The organism is Aestuariimicrobium sp. Y1814 (assembly GCF_050113895.1).
Lineage (GTDB): Bacteria > Actinomycetota > Actinomycetes > Propionibacteriales > Propionibacteriaceae > Aestuariimicrobium.
The window spans coordinates 28,922-47,503 of sequence record NZ_JBNJRW010000014.1; the positions used below are offsets into that span (position 1 = coordinate 28,922).

Sequence of the window (18,582 nt, forward strand, 5' to 3'; positions counted from 1 at the left end):
TCGCCCGGGGCGCCGGGTTCCCCGGGCAGCGCTGGTGGCGCAGGCCGTCAATCAACTGCACCGGCTACTTGCCCTTGCGCCGCTTGCGGCTGCGCGAGGAGTTGTCGTGGGGGCCGAGCACGTTCACCTCACCCAGCACCGTGGTGCCGGTCAGGGTCAGGGTGACCTGCGGGTTCTCGTCCGCCAGGCCCTTGATGTTGGTCTCGGCGAGGATCGGGCTGATCTGGTTCACGACGCTCACCCCGGCCGGGACGAAAATGTTCACCTCGGCCAGCAGCAGGTCGACCTTGAGGCGGGGGTGGGGCGATTCCAGCACGGCCTGGTTCAGGTCGAGCACCACCTCACCGAGCACGGCGCTGACCTCGGTGGACGGTGCCATCCGCCAGGTGCTGACCCGCTTGTGTTCACCGAGCACGGCGCTGATGGAGTCGACCTCGTGTGACTGGGTCGAGCTTTCGACCAGCGGCCCGCCCGGGTGCGCCACCGGAGTGGCGTACTGGGCGACCGGAGCACCCGGCAACAGGTCGGCGGTGATCGGGGCGAGGTCGTCGAAGGTCTTGGACCGGCCCACCTGCTCGAGCCGCTCGTCCAGTTCGTCCTTGGTGAGCCGGCCGTCGACGAAGGCGGTGTTGAGGACCTCTTCCACCAATCGGCGGTCAGCATCGGAGGCGCGCATGGCGCCGCGCTGGACGGGGATGCGGAGGTCGTCGGACATGGCGTCCAGCCTAGGCAGTGCAGCCCGCCGGACGAAGGAATGGGCGCCCAGTTCAGGGTTCGATCCGGGTGCGATTTCCTAACTTTCGACAACTGGCCCCGGGTGGGACGGACGGGGGAAGCTGGTCATGGTCACACGTGGTGCGTCCAGGGGTCGGAGCCGGTTCGAGCGCTCTCCCCTCGCATCCCCAAGGAATGAATGACACTGCCGGACTGACCTGGGATGCAGACAGTCCGGGCGCAGAGACTTCATCCGACTCGCAGCACCCGCTGCCCGTGGGCGAACCGCGCGTGACCATCAGACTTCGGCCCCGTCACCCCTCGGCCGCCCCCTCGCCGCAGCGCGACAGCGCCGTCACGCCTGCCCGCGGCTCAGTGGTTCGACTCGTGCGGGTCGACCAGCCCCAGCCGGATCGCCCTGACCAGGATCTGGGTGCGTGACTTGCGGCCCAACTTCTCACCGATCTGTGACAGGTACTGCTTGACTGAGCCCTCGGCCAGGTACATCTTCTGTGCGATTTCCTTGTTGGACAGGCCTTCGGCCAGCCAGGTCAGCAGTTCCCGTTCCCGCGGGGCCAGGTGCGGACGATCAGCGGGCACGGGGTGCTCCCGGACGACGGTCGCGACCAGCGCCTGGCGCACCTCGGGGGCCAGCGGCATCTCCCCGGCTTTGGCTGCGGCCATGGCGTCCACCAGGGTGTGGCGGTCGGTGTGCTTCATCAGGTAGCCGGACGCGCCGGCCTGCAGCATCGCGACGATGTGCTCGCGGTCGGAGAAGGTGGTCAGTGCCACCACGCAGGCCTGCGGGTCTTCGCCGGTGATCTGTGCGGTGGCCTCGACGCCGTCCATGCCGGGCATGTTTAGGTCCATCAGGATGACGTCGGGCTCGAGCTCACGGGCCAGGGACACCCCCTCGGCGCCTGCCTTGGCGCAGCCCAGCAACTGGTGACCCGGTTCGCGGGCGAACAGGGCGGTGAAGGTTTCGCGCACCATGGCGTCGTCATCGACCACCAGGATGGTCGTCGGAGGGGAGTCGATCGGGCTGGGCGTGGACACGAGCCCACCGTAACCACCTTTCGCCGGGAAGGAAACCTGCACGGACTGCGACGGATGGTGGACAGTTCGGGTGGGCAACTGTGATGATTCAGGAGTATCGGCTTGTAGGGAAAGGTGTCCTCATGAAGACCCGGCTCATCGCTGTCAGCTTGCTCGTCCTGGCGCTGTTCTCCACGCCGGTCGCCGCCCGGGCTGCGCAGCCCGCCGCGCCGACCAGCATCGCTGTCTCGGGTGGAACCGTGATCGGTGGGGGCGGCGGCGTCGCCCAGCCCAACAACATCTGGTGCGCCTGGCTGCGCCTTTGCGTTTCCTGACCCGGGCCACCCCGGTCTTTGAGCACGCGCCGGTGACGCCGTGAGCCAGGCCGTACGTGTGGACGGATGGGGCGGGTGGACCGCACTGAAGGTGCTGGTCACCTGCCTGTTGCTCGCGGACATGGCCCACTCGGTGGCCACCGTGCAGACTCTGGGTTATGCCCAGATGACGATGCACGTCGTGGCCGGAGTCGCCAGCATCCTGATCTCCTGGGTGCCGCGGGTCGGTGCTGTGGCCGGGGCCGTGTTCCTGTCCCTGGCCATGTTCATCCCGCCGGCCGGTGCCGACCTGGCGGTGCTGGTGATCGCCACCCTGGTCTACCTGCCGCGGGTGAGCAGCATGGGCATGCTGGTGCTGTCGGGGTCGCTGGTCACCTACTCGGTCGTGGTCTCGTTGCTGCACAGCGGTGACGGGTGGTTCAACGACGCTGGCCTGCGCGCGACCCTGGTGGTGATCGCCACCCTGGCCGGGTTGGCGGTGCGGGGCTTCTCGACCCAGCTGAGCCGCGGCGCGAAACGCATCGAACAACTGGAGCATGAGCGCGTCCAGATTCGTGTCGCCGAACGACAGCGGCTGGCCCGGGAACTGCACGACATCGTGGCCCACCAGCTGGCCATCATCAGCCTGCAGAGCATCAGCCACCGCCACGCCGAGGACCCCGAAGAACTGGGGATGGCCATGGACCGGATCGGCACGGCAGCCCGTACCGCCGTCACCGAGTTGCACACGCTGGTCAACGTCCTCGACGTCGACCCCGACAGCGGAGTCGACCCGCAGTCGGCCACCATCGACGCTTCGGTGGTGCTGCCCGAGCTTGCCGAGACCCTGCGCGCCGAGGGCTTCTCGGTCGACCTGTCGGTGCCCGAGGCACTGGCCGGGGCACCCCGCTCGGCCCAGGTCACCCTGTCGCGCGTGGCCCGTGAGGCCACCACGAACATCCTGCGCCACGCCGACCCGCGCGGACCGGTGACGATGGCGGTCACCATGGAGAACGACCGGATCGCGATGGTGCTCAGCAACCGGATGCGCGACGGTTCCTCCCCGGGGCCCCTGGCCGAACACAGCCTCGGACGCGGCCTGCGAGGACTGGCCGAACGTGTCGACCTGGCCTCCGGTGTCCTGGAGGTGGGGCCCCAGCAGGGGCAGTGGGTCGTGAAGGTGTGTCTGCCCGACCAGAGCTGAACCGGCCAGAGCTGAACCGGACTGCAGCCCCGATCCCCGTCTGCAGCCCCGAGCGTGCCGTGCTCGACCTGGCCCGGGAGCTGGCCGCCGAACGGGCCCGGACATGAATGGAGCGGGCGACGGGAATCGAACCCGCGTGTCCAGCTTGGGAAGCTGGCGCTCTACCATTGAGCTACGCCCGCGCGCCGGGCCCTGCGACCCGTGCGACATCAGAGTCTAGCGGATCCCCGGACTCCCACTGCACAGCCCCCTCACGAACGCCTGCGTGCCCGGACCTCCTCGGCGACCTCGGCGAAGATCTCCTCGCTGACGTGGCCGCCGATGCGCCGGACGCTGCGCGGGTCGACCCGGATGATCCGGTCGGTGCGCGCCTCGCTGGGGCGACGCTGCTTGTCCCAGGGCCCGGTGCCGACGTCGATCCAGTAGCGGCCCTCCCCGGCCTCCTGCGCGGCGTCACGGTCGTGGTCCTTCGAGGTCAGCGGCAGCCCCAGGAGCCAGTCACCGTCACGGCCGATCAGCAGGACGGGGCGGTCCTTGCCCTTGCGGTGGTCCTCCTCGAACGTCACCCAGGTCCACACCACCTCGCCGGGGTCGGCCTCGTCCCCGGGTCGGGGGGAGTAGTCCATCGTGAGCGGGCCGCTGAAGTCGCCGGGGTAGGCCCTCGACAGCGGCGGGGGTTGGCGCACGGCCCGGGGTCGCAGCGGACGATCACCCTGCCGGGTGGAGGGCTTGCGGCGATCGGTGTCCTGCAGGCGCCGGTCGAGGGCCTCGCCCAGCTTCGTGCGGAAGGTGTGGGTCAGCTGGCGCAGGGTGGGCATGGCGGCGTGATCACTCCCCTGCGTAACGCGGCAGTCGTCCGTAGGTGACCTTCTCGAAGTGCTTCGGGTGGCGGGGTTCCTCGGCGCGGAACGCGGCCCACCGGTCGAAGTAGCCGCTGACCGGGCGCAGCCACAACACCGCGGTGCCGGCGGCGACCAGTGCGATCGCTGGCAGTGCCCAGTTGTTCAGCAGGATCGTGAGCAGGCTGATGACCACCGACACGACGCTGGCGATGCGGCTCCACCGGTGCCCGTTCCAAGCCTGCATGGCGGTGATCGCCGGGGCGGCGACCACGGCGGCGGCCACCAGTGCGAGCACGCACACCCAGACCACCGACTGCCACGACCCCGGACGAGGTTCGGTCCAGGTCAGCAGCCGGGCGGAGGCATGGAAGTTGGTGATGTTGATGGCGTCCCACCAGAACTTGCCGAAGGCCACCGCGACCACCGCCGAGGCGGCGTACAGCAGCCCCGCGCCGAGCAGCATCACCGGGTGGCGTCGGGGCTGGCCGGTGGCTTCGCTGATGTCCAGCAGGGTCTCGGTCTCGTCCAGCGGGGGTAGGGTCGCGATGACCTTCTTGCCGTCGGGTCCGGTCGGAGCCACCTGCGGGGCCATCGGCTGGCCGGGGTACTGCTGGGGCTGCGACGGGGAGGGGTACTGGGCGGGCTGCTGGGCGCTGGGCTGCGATTGGGGGCTGGGGTGGAATGCCGCGCTCGGCTGGGGGGCCGGGCTCGCGGGCTGGGGCGCGCCGGCGCGATGGGTCGGCTGGTCGTCCGCGGATGGCTGCAGCCACGGGGTGCCCTGTCGGCTCATCGGCCACCTTTCGTCCGACCCAGGTTTCTCGTCCACACTACCCGGGCTGCGGCCCAACGCGTCGGACGACGGTCGCTGGACGCCGGTCCGGTGGTGGGGCAACCGCGGCTAGCCTGACGTGCGTGAACCAGACGCACGCCGAGACCATCACCCTTCCGACCGCCACGCTTGCGACGGTGTCGTCCGAGCCGCACCCGACCCGCGAGCAGGCGCCCCGCTGGACGGCGGTGGTCTTCGACCTCGACGGCACCCTGGTCAACACCCTGGAACTGATCGTCTCGGCCTTCCAGCACGCGCACGAACGCGTCGCCGGTGAGCACGTCGACCCCGAGACGGCGAAGTCGTGGATGGGCCGCTCGCTGCTGGACATCTTCGGCGACGGACCCGGAGCCGAGGCGCTGCTGAACGCCTACCAGGAGTTCAACCTGGCCAACCTGGAAACCCTGCAGCACAGCTACGACGGCGTGGTGGAACTGTTGAAGGAACTGTCGACCTGCGGCGTCAAGGTCGGTGTGGTCACCTCGAAGGGACGCGACGAGGCCGCCCGTTCGGTGGCCGCCGCCGGCCTGACGGGGCTGCTCGAACTGACCACCACCTTGGAAGAGACGGTGCTGCACAAGCCGCACCCGGACCCGATCCACCACGCCCGCCGCAAGCTCGACGCCGGTGACGAGCCCACGGTCTACGTGGGCGACGCCATCTGGGATGTGCGGGCCGCCGCCGCTGCCGGCATCGACCAGGTCGCGGTTGCCTGGGGCGCCAGCACCGCCGAGGCACTGGCCGCCGAGAACCCCAGCCACGGCGTCGTGCACACGGTGGACGAACTGCGCGACCTGCTGCTCGGATAGCCCCTCGTCCGGGCCCCCAACCCCCAAACCCACCTACCTGCCCCTGAACGGTGCACTTGCCCCCGTTCCGGAACGGGGGCAAGTGCACCGTTCTAGGGCAATTGGCGGTTTGGGCAGCCCGGGTGGGAACAAGAAAATGGGCCCGGACGACCGGGGTGACTCCCGGCCGACCGAGCCCATTCCTTCAGGCGGTCAGCGAACCCGACGGGCTCAGCGCATCGTGCCCTCGTTGATGTACTTGGTGTGCCAGCTCAGGGCGGTGGCCAGGTCGTGCGGGGTGTGGTGGCCGTTGGCCAGCTTCTCCGCCCGGGCGACGTACTCCTTGAGCGGTTCCTTGTAATCGGGGTGTGCACAGTTCTCGATGATCACCTTGGCGCGCTGGCGAGGGGCCAGGCCACGCAGGTCGGCCAGGCCCTGCTCGGTGATGATCACGTCGGTGTCGTGCTCGGTGTGGTCGACGTGGTTGACCATCGGGACGATGCACGAGATCGCGCCGCCCTTGGCGGTCGAGGGGGTCACGAAAGCGGCGAAGTAGCCGTTGCGGGTGAAGTCACCCGAGCCACCGATGCCGTTCTGCATCCGCGAGCCCATCACGTGGGTGGAGTTCACGTTGCCGTACAGGTCGGCCTCGATCAGGCCGTTGCAGGCGATGACACCCATGCGGCGGATCAGCTCGGGGTGGTTCGAGACGTCCTGCGGGCGCAGGATGATCAGGTCACGGTACTTCTTGGCCTCGTCGTTGACCTTCTTGGCGTAGTCGGGCGACAGCGAGAAGGCGGTGGCCGAGGCGACGGTCAGCTTGCCCGAGTCGAGCAGGTCGACCATGCCGTCCTGGATGACCTCGGTGTACGAGGTGATCTGCTCGAAGGGGCCCTCGAGCAGGCCGGCGAGCACGGCGTTGGCGATGTTGCCCACACCCGACTGGAGCGGCAGCAGGTTCTTCGGCAGGCGTCCCTGCTTGACCTCGTTGCCGAGGAAGTCGAGGAAGTGACCGGCGATCGCCTTCGAGTCATCGTCGAGCGGCTTGAAGGGGGAGTTGCGGTCGCCGGCATCGGTGACGATGACGGCGATGATCTTCTCGGGGTCGACCGACAGGGTCTTGGAACCGATCCGGTCCGAGGGCGAGGTCAGCGGGATGGGAACCCGGTTCGGGGGCAGCGCGCCGATCTCGGAGTAGATGTCGTGCATGCCGAACAGGTCGACCGACTGCCATTCGTTGACCTCGAGGATCACCTTTTCGGCGTGCTCCAGGTAGGTGCGGTTCATGCCCACCGAGGACGAGGGGACGAGCTCACCGTCGGCGGTGATCGAGGAAACCTCGATGACGGCGACGTCCAGCTTGCCGAGGAAGCCCTGCGAGACCTGGGGGCCGACGTGGGAGAGGTGGATGTCCTGGTAGTAGGCAGTGCCCTTGTTGATGGCCGAGCGCATCGCCGGGTCGGACTGGTAGGGCATGCGGTAGGACACGCCACCGGTCTCAGCCAGTTCACCGTCGAGTTCGGGGGCGGTCGAGGCGCCGGTCCAGACACCGATCTGGAACTCCTCGCCACGGCCGTGGGCTTCCTTGATCTTCTCGGCCAGGGCCACCGGGAACTCCTTCGGGTAGCCCGAACCCGTGAATCCGCTGAAGCCGAGGTTCATCCCGTTCTTGATCAAACCGGCTGCGTCGCTGGCCGACATGATCTTCTGACGGAACTTGTCGCTGGCGATCCGTTCTGACATCGCGTTTCCTCCTTGAAGGGGTGAGGCCAGCCCAGCTTCCTTGCTGACCGGCTTGCACGTCTGAGGCTACCCTCTCAGGCAGTGCCGGGTGCGCTCAGGGTCTCAGCTTTGAACAGCCCGGTGAACAATCACGAAACGGCCAGCTGCAGGTACCCGAGAGCGGCATCCAACCGGGGGAAGCTGATGGTCGCACCGGCCTGCGCGGCGGCCGCCGGTTTCGCACAGTAGGCGATGCCCAGGCCGGCGACCGCCATCATGTCCAGGTCGTTCGCGCCGTCGCCGATCGCCACGCACTGGTCGGGACTCGCCCCGACCTGCTCGGCGAACTGCCGCAGGAACCGGGCCTTGGCGGCCCGGTCGACGGTGGCGCCGACGGTTCGTCCGGTCAGCACCCCGTTGTCGACCTCGAGCACGTTCGCCGCGGCGAAGTCGACCCCGGCCACCTCGCCCAGCTTGCTGACGATCTCGATGAACCCACCCGAGACCAGCGCCACCCTGCTGCCGGCCTCGTGCAGCGCGCTGACCAGTTCGAGCGCGCCGGGGGAGTAATGGATCTGCGCGCGCACCTCGTCGAGGGCACCCACGGGCAGCCCCGCCAGGGTCGCGACCCGCAGCGCCAGCGCCTCACCGAATTCGAGCTCGCCGCGCATGGCGCGTTCGGTGATCTCGGCGACGTGCTCACCGGCGCCGGCGACCTCGGCCAGCAGGTCGATGGACTCCTCCTGGCAGAAGGTGGCATCGACGTCACAGACCACCAGCCGCGGCGGGTTGGCCGCCAGCCAGCCGCTCACCCGACCGTGGTCGGCCAGCGGGTGGTCAGCGGCGGCCGAACCCGGCTCGGCGTCGGCCGCCCATCCCCACTCGTGGGCCCGGGCGTGGGGCAGGTCGGCCGGGGGCAGTCCCGGGCCGATCCGGACGACGCGTTCGGTCTGTGGTTGCTGCTGGTCAAGCGACATGGCCCCCAGCCTAGGCCGTGCGCCCGCGCAGCACGTCGGGTCAGCGGCGCAGCCGAGACACCGTGTAGCCGGGGTCCTGGGCGATGACCTCGGCCCGCCCGTGGCGGCGCAACTGCCGCAGCCACGGCAGGTGAGAGTTGTGGACGAGCCACAGTTCGCCACCGGGGACGAGCCGCTCGGCGGCCAGGTCGATCATCGTTTCAGTTGCGGTTGAGTCCTTGGCGACACCGGCGTGGAAGGGCGGGTTGCTGATCACCAGGTCGAGCCCGTCGAGACCGGCCAGCAGTGCGTTGCCGTCGGCCCAGTGGGTGGTGGCATCGATACCGTTGGCGGCCAGGGTCAGCCGGGTGGCCTCGGCCCCCGCCCAAGACAGGTCGACGGCGTCCAAGGTTGCCGTGGGCAGCCGGCGGCCCAGCGCGGTGGTGAGCAACCCGGCGCCGGACCCCCAGTCGAGCACCCGGCCCGGGCCCGACGCGACGACCTGGTCGAGCTGCTGCAGCAGCAGGCGGGTGCCGGGGTCGAGCCGCCCCGAGGCGAAGGTGCCGCCGTGGCGCGCGGTCCGGGTGACCTGCCCGGGGTCGTCCCCGGGCAACTCCAGGTCACGCCAGCGCGGCCAGCGCGCTCCCGGACGATCGGCGGCCGCCGGCTGCGGATCGCTGCCGTGCAGCACGCGGGACTTGTCGCGTCCGAGACTGGCCCGCACGGCCCCGAAGTGGCGCCCGATCACCTGATTCATGGTCGGGTGCAGGTGCCTGGTGCGGGCCCCGGCCACGAAACTGCCACCGGCGCCGGCGACCCAGGCGCACCACTGGTCGAGTTCGTCCAGGTCGCGGGGCAGCCGCGCCCAGGCGACGTCGAGGTCCGGCAGGTCGTCTTCGGGGGTGACGCGCTCGACCCCGTCGGGCAGTTGCACGTGGTCAAGGGCCGAGTCGCAGAACGCCAGCACCCGGGCCCCGGCGGCCAGGGCGTGCTCGGCCAGCGGCACCGAGCCGATCACCAGCACGACCGCACCGGCAGCAGCCGCGACCGGGGACTCGTCGGCGACCAGGCGGTCGACGGGGTCGGTCAGCGCGGACTCGGGCACAGCCAAACCTTAAGGGCGGGTGCAGGCAATACAGCACCACTTGCCCAAATGCCCCTGTGTACGGTGAAAATGGAGGAGGTGCCCAGTGTGGGCGCACCCCGTGAGAGGAACCGACATGCAGCAATACGCCGCTTGGCGCGCCACCTACACCCCTGGTCGCTGGGTCGTCCTGGCCGGGCCAAGCTCGTTGGTGGTGTTGCAGCCGGCTCCTGCCAAGGCCTCCACACTGCTGAACTCCATCTGGGACCGGGTTGTCGAGTCCAGCTCGATCGAGCACCTGCTCTCGCAGCTGGCCGCCCACGGCGCCGACAAGATGCCGAACTTCGCCGCCTTCTTCTGGACCGGCGACCAGATGCACTCGCTCGTGCGGGGCAGCCTGCGCCTGGTCGACCTGACCAACGGCGAGGTCGTCAACCACGGTGAGGACGTGGTTTCCTGGCGCGAGGCGACGATCACCAGTCGCCTGGTTCGCCTCGACATGGAGGAGGTCGACCAGGACACCGTGCTGCAGCTGCCGCTCATGGTCGGTGCCGTCACCGCCTCGGCGATCGTGCTCGATGCCACCGCGACCACCCGCGCGGTCTTCCCCGCAGCGCTGGAGGGCGCCGAGGCCGCTGACGACGGCCCCGAGATCGCCGCGCTGGCGCCGGTGATCCCCATCGGCGGTGCCCCCGAGGAGGAGCCCGCCCACATCCCGGTGGCGCCGCCCCCGGCCCCTGCACCCGTGACGGACGAACCGGTCGGCGAGCCCGAGCCGGTCTTCGACGCCGAACCCGTGGTCGAGGCTGAGCCGGTGCACGAGCCCGAGCCGGTCGCTGAGCCTGAACCGGTCGCTGAGCCTGAACCGGTCGTCGATACCGAGCCGGCGGTGGAGGCCGAGCAGGTGGGTCTTGAAGAGGAGCCCGCCCTCGAGCAACCCGCCCAGGACCTGCCGAGCGAGCCCGTCCAGGTCGAGGCGGACGAGTGGACCGATGCCCCCGCCCCCGACTTCAGCCCCCACGAGCAGGCCGTCGACGAGGAACCCGAGGTGGAGGAGTTCCACTCCGAAGGGGTCGGCCTGCCCGATGACGTCCCGGTGACCGACGATCCCGAGGACGAGGTCCGCAGCTTCGAGGGAGCCGACCCCGGTGCGGGCATTTTCGGCGGCCGTTTCGCCGAGGACGAGCAGGACCCCGCCCCCCAGCCCGAGCCGGAACACCAGCCCGAACCCGAGCCCGCGGGCATCGAAGCCTTCCAGGAGCCCGAGGTCGGCCCCGCCGACTCGCTTGCCGGTGAACTTGCCGGGGGACTGGCCGCGGGTGCCGTGGCGGCCGAGCCGCTCGCCGTGCAGCCGCCCGCCCCCCAGCCGCCTGCCTCGCAGCCGTCGGCCGCCGGCCGCTACGCCGAGGAGCCCGGCCAGTACGGGCAGCCGCAGGGTTACGGTCAGCAGCCGGGCCAGGGTCAGCAGGGCCAGTACGGCCAGCAGCCCGGGCAGCCGCAGGGTTACGGTCAGCAGCCGGGCCAGCCCCAGCAGGGCTATGGCCAGCCGCCGCAGGGCCAGCCCGGGCCGTACGGGCAGCAGCCCGGTCAGTACGGACAGCCCCCGCAAGGCCAGCAGGGTCAGTACGGCCAGCAGCCGGGCCAGGGCTACGGCCAGCAGGGACAGGGGGGCCAGTACGGGCAGCAGCCCGGTCAGTACGGCCAGCCTTCCCAGGGCTATGGACAGCAGCCAGGCCAGCCCCCGCAGGGTTACGGCCAGCAGCCGGGCCAGCCCCCGCAGGGTTACGGCCAGCAGCCGGGCCAGCCCCCGCAGGGTTACGGCCAGCAGCCGGGCCAGCCTCCCCAGGGTTACGGCCAACCCCCGCAGGGCCAACAGCCCGGCCAGCCTCCGCAGGGCTACGGGCAGCAGCCCGGCCAGCCCCCGCAGGGCTACGGCCAGGCCCAGCAGCCGCCGGCGCCCAGCAACCCCTACGCCCTTCCCGGTGGCCTGGGTGGGCTGTTCAAGCGCAACAAGGACAGTGGGGACCAGCAGCAGAACCCCTACCAGGGCCAGCAGCGCCAGGCCGGTGACAATCCCTACGCCGCCCAGGCGCCGTCACACCAGAACCCCTACGCGCTGCGCAACCCCGACTACCAGCGCCAGCCCCAGCATTCCGACCCCCAGCAACCGCAGCAGGGCCAGCCGCCGCAGCAGCCGGGGTTCCAGCAGTCGCCATGGGCCCCGCCGGAGCACCAGCAGCCCGCCGGTCAGCCGTCGGCCCAGCCGCAGCCTTCCGCGCAGCCGCAGCCCTCGGCCGAGCCGCCGTCCGACCCCTGGGCGCCGCAGAAGGCCGACGATGACACAGACGGTGGCACGGTCTTCATGACCGGCATCGCGGCCACCCACAAGCCGTCCCAGCAGCAGCGCCAGGACGATTCGAACCTGATCCTCGCGTCGATGTGCGCCGCTGGCCACGCCAACCCGCCCGGCAGCCACCGCTGCCGGCTGTGCCCGGCCCCGGTGGATGCGAACAACCCGCGCCTGGTGAACCGTCCGGTGCTGGCGGTGTTGCGCTCGTCCACCGGCGAAGCCGTCGACCTCGACCTGCCCGTGGTGATCGGTCGGGCGCCTTCGGCCGACGGCCGCCCCCCGCAGACCCAGACCCTGCGGGTGCCCAGCCCCAGCCTCGACATCAGCCGCAACCACCTGTTCGTGGAGCCGCGCGACTGGAACATCGAGGTGACCGACAACTCGACCAACGGCACCCTGGTACGCCATCCGGGCGAGGATTCGGTGAGGTTGAACCAGGGTGAGACAATCACCGTGGAGGTCGGTGCCGTCATCGACCTGGGTGACGGCGTCACCCTGGAGGTCGGGCAGGCCTAGGCCGACCACCCCATCCGTTCGTCCACGACCCAGAGCCAGGTATCCGCAGGGGGACCCATCATGTCGCGAGACCGTCGTCCGGCCGGGCTGACCGCGTTCGCCGGGACGAAGGCCTTCCGGGCTGTGCGACGATTCCTGGGTCGGTTCTGGTCAACCCTGCTGGTGGGCGTGCTCGTGCTCGCCCTGGCGATCGCCGCGGTCATCAACCCCGGCTTCAAGATCGCCGACGTGCACCTGAACGAGGCGTCGATCTATGTGGTGCGCCAGGCCACCTCACTGGTCGGCAACCTGAATGTGCCCTCCGAAGAGATGGCCAACGCGGCCCTGGTCGGCGCCCAGGACTATGAGGTCATCCAGAACGCCGACCAGGTGCTGGTGAAGTCGTCGACGCCGAACCAGATCTCGTCCTACGACCCGGGCACCAACCAGATGGGCTCGCCCACGAACCTGCCGAACTCGGCCACCGTCTCGATCGGTGGCGGGGTGATGGTGGTCGCCAACCCGACCAACGGACGAGCCTGGTTCGGCCCGGTCGACGACATGCTGCGCACCGACTTCCAGCTCACCCCGGCCCAGCTCGAGGTCGGCGACGGCGGCATGGCCATCGCCACGGCCACCGGTGAGGTCATCGGGTTGAACGTCTCGACCTCCAGCCTGGTCCGCCTCCAGGCCGGCAACACCACCACCACCCCGATCCCGCTGAACATCGAACCCAGCAACGCCGGGGCGATCATGCTGAGCGCCGTCGGCAACAACGCCGTCGTCCTCGACCGGGCCACCCAGCGCATCTGGGTCGAGGGCCAGGACGACGTCTGGGACGTCGACGGCGGGTCGAACGCGCTGCTGCCCGAACCCAGCCTGACCGCCGCCGGTGGGGCAGAGGGTGCCCGGGCGGTCTACTCGACCCCGGCCGGGCTGATCGCCCTCACCAAGGACGGCCCACGCTCGCTCAGCGGGCTGATCAATGCCGCCCCCATCACCCCTCTCGTGATCGGCGACTGCGTCTACGGCGCCTTCGGTGACCAGTTCGCCAAGCGCTGCGCCGGCGCCGGCCCCATCATCCTCGAGATCCCCGGGGTGCCGGGCGGGGCCGACCTGCGCTTCGCCACCAACCGCGGTGTGGTCGTGCTGAACGACGCCAACAGCGGCTACATCTGGCTGGTCGACGACGGCATGAAGCTGATCACCGACTGGGAGGACGTCACCCCCCAGGACGAGCAGGACAACGACAACGACAACCCCGACACCCAGGTCATCAACCCCGACCGCAAGGGTCCCAACCAGGCCCCGGTGGCCCGCGACGACATGGCGCTGGCCGCCCGCGAGGGCCGCTCGACGATCCTGCCGGTGCTCGACAACGACTACGACCCCGACGGTGACCTGCTGTCGGTGCTGGGCCCCCCGACCGTCACCGGTGGGCCCACGTTCCAGCTCGTCAACGGCGGGTCCGGGCTGCAGGTGACCATCCCCGAGGGCCACACCGGCGCCATCGACTTCAGCTACTCCATCTCCGACGGACGTGGGAAGTCGGCGACCGCGAACGCCCGCGTCACGGTGCTGCCCGCCGACCAGGGCGCCTCGAACCAGCCGCCGTTCCACCTGCGGCCCGAGGAGAAGCTCACCATCGCCCAGCTGCAGAAGGGCACCAAGCGGGCGCTGCTCGACTGGCGTGACCCCGACGGTGACGACCTGGTCCTGGTCGACGCCCGGCTGGAGGGCACCGAGGACGAGGTCACCTTCACCGCCGACGGCACCATCACCTTCCAGGACGTCGGCAAGACCACCGGCACCAAGACGGTCAAGCTCAAGGTCTCTGACGGTGTCGCGATCACCGAAGGGGAACTGGTCGTCGAGGTGCTGGCCGGGCGGGTCGCCCCACCGATCGCCAACGGCGACTTCTACAACGCCACCGTCGGGACCGACCTCGTGCTGGACCCGCTGGCCAACGACCAGGGCGTCAACCTGACCCTGCGCGAGGTCAGCCTCGAGGGTGCCGAGACCCAGGAGGTCTCGTTGGTGCCGAACTACCACGAGAACACGATCACCTTCAACGCCTCGGCGCCGGGCATCTATTACCTCGTCTACACCGTCTCGAACGGACCGGTGTCCACCGGCCTGATCCGGGTTGACGTGCGAGGTGTCTCGAAGCAGAACAACCGGCCGGTCGCCGCCCGTGACGTGGTGCTGCTGCCGCCGGGCGGCAGTGTGCTGGTCGACCCGTTGGCCAACGACTTCGACGCCGACGGTGATGTGCTGGTCATCCAGTCCTTCGACGCCCCGCCGGAGTTGAAGGTCGAGATGCAGAACCGCCACCTGCTGACCATCAGCGCCAACCGCACCCCCGATCGTCCGGTGACCATCACCTACTGGATCTCGGACGGCACCACCACCGCCCCCGGCACGATCGTGGTCGTGCCCACCCAGATGGCCGGCTCCCAGGCGCCCGAGGCGAACGTGGACGAGGTCAAGGCCAGGGCCGGCAGCATCGTCACCATCCCCGTGCTGGACAACGACACCTCCCCGATCGGGTTGGACCTCAAGGTCACCCGCATCGTCGAGGGCCCCCGCGACCGGGCCTGGATCGACGGGGACAAGGTCCGGGTCGCGGTGCCCAGCGGCAACGCCTCGGCATCGATGTCGGTCACCTATGAGGTCGCCGACGCCGACGGGCGCACCGCCTCGTCGGTGATCAACATCACCATCGTCTCGCCGGACGCCCAGAACGAGGCGCCGACCCCGCGGATGATCGAGGCGCGGGTGCTGCAGGGCACCACCACGCGCATCCTGGTCCCGATGGACGGCATCGACCCCAACGGTGACCCCGTCCGACTGGTGGGCCTGGGCAGTGGCCCGCACCTGGGCCGGGTCGTCCAGGTGGGGGAGAAGTACCTGTCCTACGAGGCGTTCCCGAACTCCCAGGGCACCGACGTGTTCCGCTACACCGTGGTCGACTCCCACGGTGCCACCGCCACCGGTGAGATCCGGGTGGGCATCGCCCCCCAGATCGGCGGCAACACCCCGCCGACCACCGGCGATGACATCATCCGGGTCAAGCCGGGGGCGTTCGTGACCCTGCCGCTGCTGGTCAACGACCTCGACATGGACGGCGACAACATCGGCTTCGTCGAGGAGGACGCCATCGACCTGCCCTTCGACACCGAGATCGTCAACGGCAACTCCATCCGCTTCACCGCACCGACCGAGCCCGGCACCTACTCGGGCAAGTACTACGTGCGCGACTCGGCCAACACCCTGGGCAACGGCAACATTTCGGTCATCGTGGACGAGAACGCCCCGCCGCTGGCGCCGGTGGCCGTCGACGACATGGTGGCGCCCGAAACCGTCGTCGACAAGGAGTACGTCGACATCGAGGTGCTCAAGAACGACTACGACCTCGACGCTGACATCAGTGCGGTCACCGTGACCCTGCCGATCTCCGTAGACGGCGTGAGCGTGGTCGAGACCACCGGGGCCGTGCGCATCCCGGTGAAGGACTCCACCCAGCAGGTGCAGTACACGATCACCGACGCCGACGGCGGCTCGGCCACCGCGGTGATCACGCTGCCGGGCCGCAACGACCTGCGCCCCACCCTCAAGGACGACAGCCCCCTGACAGTCACTGCGGGCGAGCGCGTCGTCCTCGAACTGAACCAGCTGGTGGCCGGCACCAACGGACGACCGGTCAAGCTCGTCTCGGCCGACCGGGTGTACTACACCACCGGCACGATGATCCCCTCACCGCAGAAGCTGGAGTGGACCCCGGCCCTGGAGTACTCGGGCCCGGCGGCGGTGGTCTTCGAGGTCTCCGACGTCGTGCCCGACGGCGACAAGACCGCCCGCAGCGCCCACATCTCCATCCCGGTCGAGGTCAAGCCCGCCCCGAACCTGACCGACAACCCGGACGAGGAGAAGAAGCTCGTCCAGATGCCGCCCGAACTGATCGGCGCCGAACCGGTGCTCGAGGTGGGCGCCGGTGAGGGCGAGACCCGCATCGACCTGCGCAGCTTCTTCCGTGACCCCAACGGTGATGAGTTCCGCTTCGAACGCTGGAACAAGACCTCGGGCGAGGCGAACCTGACCTGGCGGGCGATGACCGACCAGCAGAGCCTGATCTATGCCCAGGCCGACGTCACCGCCCAGCCCGGCTCGACGGCGGTGCTCTCTGGCCGGGTGCTCGACATCCACGGCAACGACCGACCCGTGACCGTCACCCTGCGGGTGGTGCCCTCGACGCGGCCGCTGCCGACCGCGGTCACCGACCTGGTGCCCGACGCGAACGCCGGCAGCCCCCGCAGCGTCAATGTGCTGGCCAATGACAAGTCGAACCTGCTCACCGACACCAAGCTGACCCTGATCAGCGCCCGTCCGCTGGGTGCCGGCTCGGCCAAGGTCGAGGGTGACTCGGTCGTGGTGACCCCGCCCGAGGGCTACGTGGGCGACATGACCGTCGAGTACACCATCGGTGATGCCACCAACGACCCGAACCGGCGCAGCACCGGCCGCATCGTCCTGACCGTGCGCTCGAAGCCGGGTGTGCCCGGGGTGCCGCGTGAGGTCGCGGTGGGCGACGGGTACGTGACGCTGCAGTGGACCGATGGCGCCGCGAACGGCCTGCCGATCCTGTCGCGGACCCTGCGGGTCACCCGCGCCGAATCGGGTGGGACGAGCAAGTCGGTGGAGTGCTCGTCGAACACCTGCACCATCGACGGGTTGGCCAACGGCAAGCAGTACTGGTTCCAGGTCACCCAGACCAATGAACTGGGCAGCGCCGAGTCGGCCGAGTCGGCACCCTCGAAGCCCGACGTGGTCCCCGAGATCATGGGGCAGCCGACGGTCAAGTTCGGCAACGGCCAGCTGACCATCTCGTGGCCCACCGGCGTCAGCCGCGGCAGCCCGATCACCGAGTACCGACTCACCATGCAGAGCGGTGGGTCGGCGGCACCGGTGGTGGTGACCGCCCCATCCACCAGCTACACCTGGACCGGGCTGACCAATGAGACCGACTACACCTTCACCGTCGCCGCCAAGAACGAGGTGGGCTGGTCGAAGGCTGAGTCGACCGCCTCGGTGCCCGAACACCCCACCGGGCCGCCGCAGGCCGCCACCAACGTGGTCGGCATCGACGCCGGCTACGGCATCGGCCGACACCTCAAGGTCGAGTGGGACCGTGCCCCGGCCGGCAAGGACCCGATCCTGCGCTACGACGTGTACGCCACCCGGGTCAGCAACGGCCAGCGGGTGCAGGTGGCCACGGTGGACGCTGACAACCCGCTGTCAATCATCTGGAACGGCGCCGAGAACGACGTCGAATACCAGTTCAGCGTGGTCGCCTGGAACCGTGGTCCCGACGCCGGCGCGGAATCGGCCAAGTCGGCCCCGGTGGCTGCCTTCGGGGCCCCGAACACCCCCTCGGGGGTCAACATCAGCGCCGGTGACGGGTCGCTGTTCCTGACCAGGGGTGACCCCTCCCAGCCGCAGGTCACCCACTACGACGTGGAGGTCTACGAGACCTACTCCGGCCGGAAGGTCGGCGACTACAAGGACGTCAAGGTCGGTGAGCAGATCCCCGGCACCTACACCAACGGCACCAGGTACTACGCCCGGGTGAAGGCGTGGAACAAGACCAAGAGCTCCGACTGGGGCGGCACCAACTCGGCGACCCCCATCGGCGCACCCACCTCGCCGTACTGGGAGAACCAGGGTGACGCGCGTCCCGGTGACGGCGCCAAGCGCAGGGTGTCGTGGAAGATGCCCGACGCGAACCTGCAGGGCAACAGTCGTGACCAGGTCACCATCCAGTACCGCGTCAACGGCGGCGGGTGGAACACCGTGCCGGAGGTGCAGAACTACGGCAGTGCCGGCGGTGGCCAGATGGGCAACATCGACATCAGCACCGATGGCGCCAACGCCACTGTCGAGGTGCGGGCCGTCAGCGCCGACCACGGGGCCTCACCTGCTGCCTCGATCACGGTGACCCCGCCGCTGTCGATGAGCCTGTCGGGCACCACTTTGACGGTGCGCACCAACGACACGGGCGGTCAGCTGCGGTGCTCGGTCGGCGACCCCTTCCCCATCAACAATGAGCAACTGGGCAGCACCGACTCCTTCACCGTCGAGCACAAGGATGCCGGGGCCACCCCGGCACCCGGCGGGCCGTACACGGTGAACCTCTCCTGCAGCCGCCTGGGGTCGACCTACACCCTGACCAAGAGCCTCGGCAGTTAGCCC

12 protein-coding genes and 1 tRNA gene are annotated in these 18,582 nt (G+C 69.7%); 5 read left to right on the forward strand and 8 right to left on the reverse strand.

Annotated features, from left to right (window positions below; translation table 11 throughout):
* Nucleotides 1-64: 64 nt before the first annotated feature.
* The gene (locus ACQE3C_RS13730; RefSeq protein WP_434539713.1) at nt 65-715 is read right to left on the reverse strand and encodes a DUF1707 SHOCT-like domain-containing protein; all 651 of its coding nucleotides are present in this window, start codon (nt 713-715) and stop codon (nt 65-67) included.
* A gap of 371 nt (nt 716-1,086) precedes the next feature.
* Entirely contained in the window at nt 1,087-1,770 is a 684-nt protein-coding gene (locus tag ACQE3C_RS13735) for a response regulator (protein ID WP_434539714.1), read from the reverse strand.
* 122 nt (nt 1,771-1,892) lie between these two features.
* Here ACQE3C_RS13735 and ACQE3C_RS13740 point away from each other — a divergent pair, with 122 nt between their 5' ends.
* Together ACQE3C_RS13740 and ACQE3C_RS13745 are read left to right on the forward strand one after the other, a co-directional pair.
* Nucleotides 1,893-2,084, forward strand: coding sequence for a hypothetical protein (locus ACQE3C_RS13740; protein ID WP_434539715.1), 192 nt, complete (start codon nt 1,893-1,895; stop codon nt 2,082-2,084).
* 58 nt (nt 2,085-2,142) lie between these two features.
* Nucleotides 2,143-3,267, forward strand: coding sequence for a sensor histidine kinase (locus ACQE3C_RS13745; protein WP_434539716.1), 1,125 nt, complete (start codon nt 2,143-2,145; stop codon nt 3,265-3,267).
* A gap of 108 nt (nt 3,268-3,375) precedes the next feature.
* Here ACQE3C_RS13745 and ACQE3C_RS13750 read toward each other — a convergent pair.
* From ACQE3C_RS13750 to ACQE3C_RS13760, 3 genes are all read right to left on the reverse strand, one after another.
* A tRNA-Gly gene (locus tag ACQE3C_RS13750) sits at nt 3,376-3,449 on the reverse strand.
* A 69-nt stretch (nt 3,450-3,518) separates the two neighbouring features.
* Nucleotides 3,519-4,085: a type II toxin-antitoxin system PemK/MazF family toxin gene (locus ACQE3C_RS13755; RefSeq protein ID WP_434539717.1), complete on the reverse strand. Its 567-nt coding sequence runs from the start codon at nt 4,083-4,085 to the stop codon at nt 3,519-3,521.
* Between the two features lie 10 nt (nt 4,086-4,095).
* A complete protein-coding gene (locus ACQE3C_RS13760) occupies nt 4,096-4,899 on the reverse strand; it encodes a hypothetical protein (RefSeq protein ID WP_434539718.1) in 804 nt (267 codons plus the stop codon).
* A gap of 122 nt (nt 4,900-5,021) precedes the next feature.
* On the opposite strand from ACQE3C_RS13760, the gene ACQE3C_RS13765 reads away from it, so the two are divergent.
* Nucleotides 5,022-5,747 (forward strand): HAD family hydrolase, encoded by a 726-nt coding sequence (locus ACQE3C_RS13765; RefSeq protein WP_434539719.1) that lies wholly within the window; start codon nt 5,022-5,024, stop codon nt 5,745-5,747.
* A gap of 210 nt (nt 5,748-5,957) precedes the next feature.
* Here ACQE3C_RS13765 and ACQE3C_RS13770 read toward each other — a convergent pair whose 3' ends face one another.
* The 3 genes from ACQE3C_RS13770 to ACQE3C_RS13780 all read right to left on the reverse strand — a co-directional run bounded on the left by ACQE3C_RS13770 (nt 5,958) and on the right by ACQE3C_RS13780 (nt 9,509).
* Nucleotides 5,958-7,469, reverse strand: coding sequence for an acetyl-CoA hydrolase/transferase family protein (locus tag ACQE3C_RS13770; RefSeq protein WP_434539720.1), 1,512 nt, complete (start codon nt 7,467-7,469; stop codon nt 5,958-5,960).
* A gap of 128 nt (nt 7,470-7,597) precedes the next feature.
* Nucleotides 7,598-8,425: a phosphoserine phosphatase SerB gene (gene serB / locus ACQE3C_RS13775; RefSeq protein WP_434539721.1), complete on the reverse strand. Its 828-nt coding sequence runs from the start codon at nt 8,423-8,425 to the stop codon at nt 7,598-7,600.
* Nucleotides 8,426-8,465: 40 nt separating this feature from the next.
* A complete protein-coding gene (locus ACQE3C_RS13780) occupies nt 8,466-9,509 on the reverse strand; it encodes a class I SAM-dependent methyltransferase (RefSeq protein WP_434539722.1) in 1,044 nt (347 codons plus the stop codon).
* A gap of 115 nt (nt 9,510-9,624) precedes the next feature.
* Here ACQE3C_RS13780 and ACQE3C_RS13785 point away from each other — a divergent pair, with 115 nt between their 5' ends.
* Nucleotides 9,625-12,354 carry a hypothetical protein gene (locus ACQE3C_RS13785; protein ID WP_434539723.1) on the forward strand — a complete coding sequence of 910 codons (2,730 nt, stop codon included), beginning with the start codon at nt 9,625-9,627 and terminating at the stop codon, nt 12,352-12,354.
* 60 nt (nt 12,355-12,414) lie between these two features.
* Entirely contained in the window at nt 12,415-18,579 is a 6,165-nt protein-coding gene (locus tag ACQE3C_RS13790) for an Ig-like domain-containing protein (RefSeq protein WP_434539724.1), read from the forward strand.
* The last annotated feature ends 3 nt before the right edge of the window (nt 18,580-18,582 follow it).

Bases quoted from the DNA above. Each gene is read 5' to 3' on its own strand.
- ACQE3C_RS13730 (WP_434539713.1), bottom strand. From the start codon at position 715: ATGTCCGACGACCTCCGCATCCCCGTCCAGCGCGGCGCCATGCGCGCC.
- ACQE3C_RS13785 (WP_434539723.1), top strand. From the start codon at position 9,625: ATGCAGCAATACGCCGCTTGGCGCGCCACCTACACCCCTGGTCGCTGG.
- ACQE3C_RS13740 (WP_434539715.1), top strand. From the start codon at position 1,893: ATGAAGACCCGGCTCATCGCTGTCAGCTTGCTCGTCCTGGCGCTGTTC.
- ACQE3C_RS13790 (WP_434539724.1), top strand. From the start codon at position 12,415: ATGTCGCGAGACCGTCGTCCGGCCGGGCTGACCGCGTTCGCCGGGACG.
- serB (WP_434539721.1), bottom strand. From the start codon at position 8,425: ATGTCGCTTGACCAGCAGCAACCACAGACCGAACGCGTCGTCCGGATC.
- ACQE3C_RS13755 (WP_434539717.1), bottom strand. From the start codon at position 4,085: ATGCCCACCCTGCGCCAGCTGACCCACACCTTCCGCACGAAGCTGGGC.
- ACQE3C_RS13760 (WP_434539718.1), bottom strand. From the start codon at position 4,899: ATGAGCCGACAGGGCACCCCGTGGCTGCAGCCATCCGCGGACGACCAG.
- ACQE3C_RS13770 (WP_434539720.1), bottom strand. From the start codon at position 7,469: ATGTCAGAACGGATCGCCAGCGACAAGTTCCGTCAGAAGATCATGTCG.